This window comes from Sphaerisporangium sp. NPDC049002, assembly GCF_040649355.1.
Taxonomy (GTDB): domain Bacteria; phylum Actinomycetota; class Actinomycetes; order Streptosporangiales; family Streptosporangiaceae; genus Sphaerisporangium.
In genome coordinates this window covers 1-9,437 of the sequence record NZ_JBEZFH010000256.1, presented here as the reverse complement: position 1 = coordinate 9,437, position 9,437 = coordinate 1, and the positions used below count along the sequence as shown (strand labels likewise).

Below are 9,437 nucleotides of genomic sequence, written 5' to 3'. Positions count from 1 at the left end.
GGGTCATGGTCGAACGGAGACGCGAGACCACTTCAGGAGGACGACCATGAAGGCACTCGTTTACCACGGACCTCGCGACGTCAGCGTGGACGACGTACCGGATCCTCGGATCGAGGAGCCGCGCGACGCCATCATCAAGATCATCACGACGAACATCTGCGGGTCGGACCTGCACATGTACGAGGGCCGCACCGACATGGAGCCGGGCAGGGTCCTCGGCCACGAGAACTTCGGCGAGGTCATCGAGGTCGGCGGCGCCGTGGAGCGCGTCAGCGTCGGCGACCTGGTCTCGATTCCGTTCAACGTCGCGTGCGGTGGGTGCAAGAACTGCAACGCCGGGTTCACCAACTACTGCGTCAGGGCCAATCCCGACTATCCCCGACTCTGCGGCGGGGCGTACGGCTTCGCCGACATGGGCCCCTGGGAGGGCGGCCAGGCGGAGTTCCTCCGGGTTCCCTGGGCGGACTTCAACTGCTGCCGGATTCCCGAGGACGGTCTCGACAAGCAGAACGACTACGTGATGTGCTCGGACGTCTTCCCCACCGGATACCACGCCACCGAGATGGCCGGGCTGCGCCCGGGCGAGTCGGTCGTCATCATGGGGGCCGGCCCCGTCGGGCTCATGGCCGCGCTCTCGGCCGTGGTGAAGAGCGCCAGCAAGATCATGGTGGTGGACCGCCATCCCGACCGCCTGGCCCTGGCGGAGAAGATCGGCGCCATCGCGATCGACGACTCCAAGGGCGACCCGGTCGAGCGGGTGCTGGAGCTCACCAACGGAGAGGGGGCCGACCGGGGATGCGAGTGCGTGGGCTACCAGGCGCACGACCCTCAGGGCCACGAGCAACCCGACGACACCCTCAACAAGCTGGTGGAGTCGGTGCGGTACACCGGCGGCATCGGCGTCGTGGGCGTGTTCGTCCCGGAGGACCCGGGAGGCGTCGACGATCTCGCCAGGCACGGACGGGTACCGCTGGAGTACGGCTGGCACTGGTACAAGGGCCAGACGATCGGCGGTGGCCAGTGCCCGGTCAAGCGCTACGACCGACACCTGCGCAACCTCATCCACACCGGCAGGGTCGAGCCGTCGTTCATCCTCTCGCAGGAGCTGCCGCTCCGCGAGGCGCCGGACGCCTACGCGCACTTCGACAAGCGTGAGCCCGGCTGGACCAAGGTGACGCTGAAGCCCGGCCTCGGATAACCGGCCCGCGGGCGCCGTGTCGCCCCCGTCGCCGGCCCTGTGGCCTCGGTATCGGCCGCTCAGCGCTCCCGGGCTCGCAGCGGGGCGCCCGCTTGGTGCATGTGGCGCAGGGCCTGGGCGTACGAGCTGTACAGGCTGCTTTCGAGATAGGGGATGCCCAGCTCCGCGCAGTAGGCCCGGACGATCGGCTGGGCCCTGCGCAGGTTGGGCATCGGCATGCTCGGGAACAGGTGGTGCTCGATCTGGTAGTTGAGCCCGCCGAGGGCGATGTCCACCATGCGCCCGCCCCGCACGTCGCGGGAGGTGAGCACCTGGCGGCGCAGGAAGTCCGGGCGCTCGTCACCGGTCATCATCGGCATGCCCTTGTGGTTGGGCGCGAACGTGCAGCCCAGGTAGACGCCGAAGATCGCCTGGTGCACGGCGACGAACAGCAGCCCCTTGCCGGGCGGCAGGACCGCGAAGACCGCCGCGAAGTAGGCCGCGAAGTGGACGACGAGCAGTGTGCCCTCGACCCCCCGGTGCTTGAGCGACGGCCGCCCGAGGGCCCGGAAGCCGGCCACGTGGAGGTGCAGGCCCTCCAGCGTCAGCAGAGGGAAGAACAGGAACGCCTGCCAGCGGCCGATGTACCTGGCCACGCCCCGGCTGACGGCGGCCTGCCGCTGCGACCAGACCAGGACGTTGGGGGAGACGTCGGGGTCGTGGTCCTCGTGGTTGGGGTTGGCGTGGTGCCTGGTGTGCTTGTCCATCCACCAGCCGTAGCTCATGCCGACGCCGAGGTTGCCCGCCACCCATCCCGCGATCTCGCTGGTACGCCGGGAACGGAAGACCTGCCGGTGCGCGAGGTCGTGGGCGACGAGCGCCACCTGGGCGAAGACCAGCGCGAGGAACGCCCCGACCAGGAGCTGGTACCAGGAGTCGCCCACCATGAAGAACGCGACCCAGCCGGCCACGAACAGGGCCGCGACGACGCCGAGCCGCAACGCGTAGTAGGCGGGGCGCCGGTCGAGCAGTCCGGCCTCGGTGATCCGGCGGGACAGCCGGGCGAAGTCGCTGCCGCGCGCCTCCCGATCCGGGGCTTCGATCGTGGATGAGCTGGTCACAGGTCTCCTCACGTGGTGGCGGATCGATGACCGCGTCAACCCTGGGGATGCGCCGCGTAGCGTTTTCGGGATGGGTTGGGACGGCCCGTCCAAGACTGTCGGGATCGCCGGGTACGGCGATATCCAGGCACCACGCCGGTACGCGGTAGTGCTAGCCCCACCATGACGAGGCCCCGGTGCCGGATCGGGTGGTTGACAGGGAAACCTATTTTTCCTACCTTTTAACTAGGTATTGAGCCGACGCAAAGGCCCGGCCGGTCGGCCGGCGACCTTCGCTCCGCGCGGGGTGCCCCGGAGAACACCTGGCGGCCTGGCAGGCACGTCGCAGGCGCGGCCCCCGCGCGGGGGTCCGGATCGAAGCAGGAGGATCCTCCGATGAGCAGGCCGCGCAAGCAGGTTCATCTGGCGGCGCACTTTCCCGGCGTCAACGACACCACGGTCTGGGCCGATCCCCGGTCCGGGAGCCAGATCGACTTCTCCTCGTTCCGCCACCTCGCCGCGACGGCCGAGCGGGGGAAGTTCGACTTCTTCTTCCTTGCGGAGGGACTGCGGCTGCGCGAGCTCAAGGGCCGCATCCACGACCTGGACGTCGTCGGCCGCCCGGAGTCGCTCACCGTCCTTTCCGCGCTCGCCGCCGTCACGACGCGGCTCGGCCTGGCCGGCACGGTCAACGCCACGTTCAACGAGCCGTACGAGCTGGCGCGGCGCCTTGCCACGCTCGACCACCTGAGCGAGGGCCGCGCCGCCTGGAACGTCGTCACCACGTCAGACGCCTTCACCGGGGAGAACTTCCGGCGTGGCGGTTTCCTCGACCGGGCCGACCGCTACAACCGGGCGGCCGAGTTCCTCCAGCTCGCCCGCGAGCTGTGGGACTCCTGGCGGCAGGACGCCGTCGTCGCCGACCCCGGGACGGGGGTGTTCGTACGGCCGGACGGGATCGCCCCGGTGCGGCATCAAGGGGCACAGTTCGACGTCTCCGGGGTGTTCAACGTCCCGCGCGGCCCGCAGGGGCACCCGGTGATCATCCAGGCGGGCGACTCCGACGAGGGCCGCGAGTTCGCCGCGTCCACGGCGGACGTCATCTTCAGCAGGCACGGCACCCTCCACGAGGGCCAGGCCTTCTACAGGGACGTCAAGGGCCGGATGGCCAGGTACGGCCGCACGGAGGACCGGCTGAAGATCCTTCCCGCCACGACGTTCGCGCTGGGCGACACCGAGGAGGACGCGGCGGAGAACGCCGCCGAGATCCGGCGGCGCCAGGTGGGCCCGCAGACGGCGATCGCCTTCCTGGAGCAGGTCTGGGGGAGGGACATGTCCGCCTACGACCCCGAAGGCCCGCTGCCGGACCTCGACCCCGACCTGTCGGGCGGGGTGTCGGCGGGACGGGTGCCGATCGGGGACCGGGCGGAGGTGGCCGCCAAGTGGCGTGCCCTCGCCGACGAGAAGAAGCTCAGCATCCGCGAGCTGGTCATCGAGGTGACGGGCCGCCAGAACTTCGTCGGCACGCCGGCCTCCGTGGCCGCCCGCATCGACGAGTTCGTCCAGTCGGACGCCGCCGACGGTTTCATCCTGGTGCCGCACCTGACCCCGGGGGGCCTGGACGACTTCGTCGACCACGTCGTGCCGATCCTGCAGGAGCGCGGCGTGTTCCGCGCCGACTACACCGGCACGACGCTCCGCGACCACCTCGGAATCCCCCAGCCCGGCGGGTGACCGCCGGGCACGCCCGCCGCGCGGCCTCACAGGGATGCCTGAGCGCGCGGCGGACGACGGCGGTGCCGGTCGCGGGACCGTGCCCGCTCCGGACGGCGGTGCCGGGTCGCGGGACCGTGTCGGCTCCGGACGGCGGTGCCGGGTCGCGGGACCGTGTCGGCTCCGGACGGCGGTGCCGGGTCGCGGGACCGTGTCGGCTCCGGACGGCGGTCTGGAGCTCTTCGAGGAGCCCTATCTCCTCGTCGATGTCGGTCGCGGCCATGCTGGCGAGGAGCACGTGGTCGACGCCGCCGCCTTCGAGCCGCTTGAGGTCCTCGGCGATCTGGCGCGGGGCCCCGCCGAGGAACGGGCGGTCGCCGCCCAGCGGCTCGCGGGTGATCGGCACGTTCGCCCGCGCGATCACGGTGAGGGAGGAGGCGTCGCGTCCGGCCTGGCGTGCCGCCTCCCGGAAGTCGCCCGCGAGCCGCCGCACCGCCTCGTCGGAGACGGCGATCGGGTTCAGCCCGTCCGCGATCCGCCCGGCTCGCCGGATCCCCGCGGGCGTCATGGCGCCCAGCAGGATGGGGATCGTGGCCTGCACCGGCTTCGGATTCACCTCCGAGGAGGCGATCCGGTAGAACCGGCCCTGGTACTCCACCGGGTCGGGACCCCAGCACGCCCGCATCGCGGCGACCACCTCGTCCATGCCCGCGCCCATCCGGCGCATCGGCACGTTGGCCGTCTCGAACTCCTGGGGCATCCATCCCTGCCCCAGGCCCGCGATCACGCGCCCGCCGCTGAACTGGTCCAGGGTGGCGAACCGGCGCGCCAGCACGACCGGCGGGTGGAACAGCGCGTCGATGACGCTGGTCCCGAGCTTGATCCGCTCGGTGAGCGCGGCGACGTAGCTGAGCGTCTCAAGCGGCTCGTACGTCAGCCCGATAGACCTCCGGGATCCGCTGCGGCGGACCCCCGCCGGGCTGGGGAAGCTCCGCGAACGGGCGCAGGAGCCGCTCGTAGGTCCACAGCGAGTCGTAGCCCAGCCTCTCGGCCTCTTGGGCATAACGGGCGATGTTCGCGGGTGACGCGAGTGCCCTGGACGTGGGAAGCGCAACGCCGAGTTCCATGCACGATCCTCAGGTAGTGGGAACGGACCGATCGCCGACATTCCTGGTCGCTTTCACAGGGTAGCCTCCTCGATCTTGAGACAAGCCGCCTCCTCGGCCCCTGGCCGGTCTCCCGGTCGATCGGCTCCCGCGCTTAGCTCCAGCCTTCCAAGGGGCCGTGAGTATTCCTGAAACAGATGGAAAAGGATGCGCCCATCGCGGCCGCCCCGCCCTCGTGAGTGCGGTCACGCCCCATGCGGCCCCGCACGGTTCGCATATCCTCTGGGGCACATCACATATCGCCCGGCGAGTGGCATGGGCGGGTCTCCGTGGAGCAGGATGACCTGATCCGTCCTGGCCCGATGCGCCGTTCGCCACACTCCGGTACTCGGGACGGCCCGAGCCCCGGCACTCCACCAGACCCGCTACCGCGAGGAGACCCCGTTGAGCACCGCACCGAGGACCGACAACCTCGATCTCGCCACGACCGCCCGGGAGATCGCGGACAGCGCGCCCGCGGGCTCCCTGAGCCACGCCGCCGCCACGTCGGTGGCCATCACCTGCGCCACCACCCGGGACATCTCCGAGGCGCGGGCCGCGCTCGACGGCGTCACCCCCGCCGACGTCCGCGAGGCCGCGCTCGATCTGTTCGTCCGCCTCGCCGCCGGGGCCGAATAGGCGCCGTGCGGGGCCGCCGGCCTGAGCGCGGGGCTCACGGCCGGGTCAGCGTCCGGACGAAGCCGCCGGTGAACCCGGCCGCGTCGACCGCGGTGATCACCCGGGTGCCGGGCGCCCTCTCGTACGGGAAGGGCGGGCCCAGGTCCTCGGCGGCCCGCGCCGCCCCCACGCCGGTGGCCGTCACCCGCGTCGGCCGGGCCCGCCACAGGGACCCCTCGCGGACGACCTCGACCGGCCCGAGCGTGGCGGCCGTCGCGAGGCCGGGGTCGAGCAGGATGCCCGCCGCCAGCGGGTCGTGCAGCGGGACGACCCTCCGGCCCCGCTCCTTCTCGTAGAAGTCCAGATAGGGGCCGAGGATCTCGGCGGCGAACCGCGCGATCGGGGTACCGGCCGCGCGCAGTGCCCTGATGTCCGGTTCCTCCAGGATCGTCGTCGCGGTGACGTTCACCCCCACCATGACCAGTTCGTTTCGCGGGGCGCTGACCACCATCCGGGCCGCCACGGGGTCGCGGGCGACGTTGACGTCAGCCATCAGCGCGTCGCCGGGGGCGGCGTACGGCCCGGAGCCGCCCATCAGCACGACCGAACGATACTTTGTAAAGAGCGCCGGGTCGGCGCGCAACGCCAGGCCGAGGTTGGTCAGCGGCCCGAGTGCCAGCAGGTCGAGCTCGCCCGGCCGCTCGTCCGCCAGCCGTACAAGCAGCTCGGAGGCCGTCTCCCCGGTCACCGACGGCATCGGGCGGTCGTAGCCGAGATCGCCGAGGCCGTCCCGGCCGTGGGCCTCGCGGGTGACGCGCACGGTGGCGGACAGCGGCTCGGCCGCGCCGCGCGCGATCGGCGCCGACATCCCGAGCAGCCGGGTGACGTACCCGATGTTGCGGACCGCGTCCCGCTCAAGGCAGTTGCCGAACACCGAGGTCACGGCCACGATCTCCGCGTCCGGGCGCCCGGCCAGGTAGAGCAGCGCGAGGGCGTCGTCGATGCCGGTGTCGGTGTCGACGACGACGCGGTGGGCCGCGCTCATGGCGCGGGCGGTGCCTCTCCGGCGAAGCCGTCGTCCCCGCCCGAGACGGTGGCGAAGTGGTCGGACACGCGGGCGGGCACGAACGCGCCGCGCTCGGTGACGATCCGGGTCACCAGGTGGGGCGGCGTGGCGTCGAAGGCCGGGTAGTAGCCCCGCGTGCCCTCGGCTGCGGTGCGCCTGCCGAGCACGTGCAGGACCTCCTCGCCGTCGCGGTGCTCGATCTCGACGTCCCCGATGCCGGGCGAGAGCGGGTCGGGAGCGTGGGAGAGCGCGTAGAACGGCACGCCGAACGCCTGCGCGGCGAGCGCCACCGCGAGCGTGCCCACCTTGTTCACCACGTGGCCGTCCATGGTCACACGGTCGGAGGCGACCAGCGCCACGTCGGCCAGCCCGTTCGCCAGCGCGGACGGCACCATGCCGTCGGTGATCAGGGTGGGGCGGTAGCCCATCTCGACCAGCGTGGCGGCGGTGAGCCTCGCCCCCTGGAGGTAGGGCCGGGTCTCGGTGCAGACGAATTCGAGCCGCTTGCCCATCTCCTCGGCGGCCTGGACGGCGCCGATCAGGTAGGCGTCGCCCCAGCAGTGGGTGAGCACGCGGGCGCCGTCCTCCAGCAACTCCGCGGCGTGCCGGCCGAGGGAGCGGATCCCGGCGCGGTAGCCCTCGTCGTGGGCGGTCGCCGCCTTCTCCACGGCGGCGACCAGCTCCTCCCCGGACGCTCCGGCGAGCGGGCCGTCCACGGTGTCCGCCAGGATCGCGAGCACGGCGTCGCGGATGTGGTTGTTGGTGGGCCGGGTGGCGATCAGCCTGCGCCCGGCGGCGCGCAGCCGGTCGGCGGCGGCCCCGGGGGCGGCGTCCCGCGCCTCCCGGGCGGCGAGGATCATGCCGGCGGTCGTGGCGAAGTGCGGCCCCGTGCTCTGCGTGACCATCCGCTCGATGGCGACCGCGACGTCCTCCATGGTGGCGCAGTGCACCCATCGGCGTTCGAACGGGTAGACGCGGCGGTCGAGGATGTCCACCCCGTCGGGGGTCGTCCGCACCGAGTCCGCCAGTGCCGGTACGTTCCTGATGTCACTCACCGGGCCATCCCTTCCGCGCGGACCGGGCCGGGTTCCCGCGTGTCGCGTCCCCGTCCGGTGCTCACCCTCTCACTGAACAGCCTCACGCCACCGGGAGGCAACCGGATGGCCTCCCATCCCCATGTTTCCGGTAGTGCGGTCGCGACCCCAGGAGAAGCGGTCGAGCGCGGTCCGATCTCGGCGCGATGGCAAAGTTGGCTTATCCAGCGGGCGGGGTTCGTGAGATTCTTCTAGTGCGGCCGATGAGGAAGTCGGCCGTGCCTTGCGTCAATGCCCGCCGATTGCATAGTTTTCCTACCAAGTTCGTGGGATACTAGGCCGCGCAGAGGAGGCGACATGAGCCCTGACCGGAACCACCCGTCGTGGCCGCGCGCCGAGAGCCCCTTCACCGCGGCGATCATGGCGGGCCGCTGGATCCGGTCGGCGGCGGTCGACGACGAGCGCGGGCGTCACTGGCGCGCCAACCCCGACCCCCGGCGCCAGTCGGCCAGGTCGGGCCATCCCGGCTCGCTGTACGCCGGGGCCGCGGGCATCGTGCTGTTCTTCCTGGAGCTCGCCGCGGCGACCGGGCACGAGGCCTACCTGGAGGACGCCCGGCAGGGCGCGCGCTACCTGGCCGCCACCCTGAGGGACGAGGCGGGCCTGTCGCTCTACCACGGCCTCGCCGGCATGGTGTTCGCGCTGGCGGAGGCGGGGTGGGCGACCGGTGACGAGAGCCTGGAGGTCGCGGCCAGAGCCGGGGCCGACCGCGTCGTCCGCAGCCTCCGCAGGACCGACGGCGGCGTGGGCTGGACGGGCGACCCCGCGCAGCGCGGCGACGGCGGCATCATCCTCGGCCTGCTGCACGCCTCGGGCATCCTCGGCGTCTCGGCGTACGAGGAGATCGCCGTCGAGGCCGGGTCGCGCGTCGCCGACCAGGTGGTGCCCGGGCACAGGTTCGGTCAGGACGGGTGTCCCGACCTGCCGGTGGACGCCGTCACGCCCGGCTTCCTGTCCGGCACGGCCGGCACCGCCTTCCTGCTCGCCCGGCTGTACGGGGTGACGCGGGACAGGCGGTTCCTCGACGCGGCACGCAGGGGGGCCGACTTCGTCCGCACCGTCAGCACGGTGAGCGACAAGCACGTCCTGGTGCCGCACCACGTCCCGCAGGGCCGTGGCCTGCACTACCTCGGCCTGTGCTCGGGGTCGGCCGGGGTGGCCCGCATGTTCTACGAGCTCTACCGCGTGACGGGGGACCAGGGCGACCTCGACTGGGTGCGGAGGCTCGCCGCCGGCATCATGTGCAGCGGCGTCCCGCGCCGCCAGACCGCCGGGTTCTGGAACGTGGCCTGCCAGTGCTGTGGTTCGGCGGGCCTGCTGGAGACGTTCGTCGGGCTGTGGGCCGCGACAGGGGAGGTGTCCTACCTCGACTTCGCCCGGACCCTCGGGGACAACCTGATCGGCCGCGCCACCGGCCACGACGACGCCGGCGTCGTGGACCTCGGCGCCGGGACGGGCCGGTTCAGCCTGGCCGCCGCGCGGCGGTTCCGGCGCGTCGTGGCGGTGGACATCTCCCCGGCGATG

At 72.2% G+C, this 9,437-nt stretch carries 7 protein-coding genes, 1 pseudogene and 1 riboswitch; of the genes and pseudogenes, 4 read left to right on the top strand and 4 right to left on the bottom strand.

Features of this window, described 5'->3' with window-relative positions; translation table 11 throughout:
* Nucleotides 1-46: 46 nt before the first annotated feature.
* Nucleotides 47-1,198 (top strand): glutathione-independent formaldehyde dehydrogenase, encoded by a 1,152-nt coding sequence (locus AB0B89_RS32195; RefSeq protein WP_358560314.1) that lies wholly within the window; start codon nucleotides 47-49, stop codon nucleotides 1,196-1,198.
* A gap of 59 nt (nucleotides 1,199-1,257) precedes the next feature.
* Here the strand turns inward: AB0B89_RS32195 and AB0B89_RS32190 are convergent, their stop codons facing one another.
* Nucleotides 1,258-2,298: an acyl-CoA desaturase gene (locus AB0B89_RS32190; protein WP_358560312.1), complete on the bottom strand. Its 1,041-nt coding sequence runs from the start codon at nucleotides 2,296-2,298 to the stop codon at nucleotides 1,258-1,260.
* Nucleotides 2,299-2,526: 228 nt separating this feature from the next.
* Nucleotides 2,527-2,635, top strand: a riboswitch (SAM riboswitch).
* A 38-nt stretch (nucleotides 2,636-2,673) separates the two neighbouring features.
* On the opposite strand from AB0B89_RS32190, the gene AB0B89_RS32185 reads away from it, so the two are divergent.
* A complete protein-coding gene (locus AB0B89_RS32185) occupies nucleotides 2,674-4,011 on the top strand; it encodes an NtaA/DmoA family FMN-dependent monooxygenase (RefSeq protein WP_358560310.1) in 1,338 nt (445 codons plus the stop codon).
* A 280-nt stretch (nucleotides 4,012-4,291) separates the two neighbouring features.
* Here AB0B89_RS32185 and AB0B89_RS32180 read toward each other — a convergent pair.
* Nucleotides 4,292-5,053: pseudogene (locus AB0B89_RS32180) on the bottom strand (TIGR03619 family F420-dependent LLM class oxidoreductase); the annotation flags it as partial.
* A 487-nt stretch (nucleotides 5,054-5,540) separates the two neighbouring features.
* On the opposite strand from AB0B89_RS32180, the gene AB0B89_RS32175 reads away from it, so the two are divergent.
* Nucleotides 5,541-5,774 (top strand): hypothetical protein, encoded by a 234-nt coding sequence (locus AB0B89_RS32175; protein ID WP_358560308.1) that lies wholly within the window; start codon nucleotides 5,541-5,543, stop codon nucleotides 5,772-5,774.
* A 34-nt stretch (nucleotides 5,775-5,808) separates the two neighbouring features.
* On the opposite strand, the gene AB0B89_RS32170 is transcribed toward AB0B89_RS32175, so the two are convergent.
* Together AB0B89_RS32170 and AB0B89_RS32165 are read right to left on the bottom strand one after the other, a co-directional pair.
* Nucleotides 5,809-6,798, bottom strand: a complete 990-nt coding sequence (locus tag AB0B89_RS32170; RefSeq protein WP_358560306.1) for a nucleoside hydrolase — start codon at nucleotides 6,796-6,798, stop codon at nucleotides 5,809-5,811.
* Nucleotides 6,795-7,874, bottom strand: a complete 1,080-nt coding sequence (locus AB0B89_RS32165) for a hypothetical protein (RefSeq protein WP_358560304.1) — start codon at nucleotides 7,872-7,874, stop codon at nucleotides 6,795-6,797. Before AB0B89_RS32165 ends, AB0B89_RS32170 begins: the two co-directional genes overlap by 4 nt.
* 336 nt (nucleotides 7,875-8,210) lie before the next feature.
* Here AB0B89_RS32165 and AB0B89_RS32160 point away from each other — a divergent pair.
* Nucleotides 8,211-9,437 (top strand): lanthionine synthetase LanC family protein (locus AB0B89_RS32160; protein ID WP_358560302.1); only part of this gene is annotated, 1,227 nt, incomplete at its 3' end.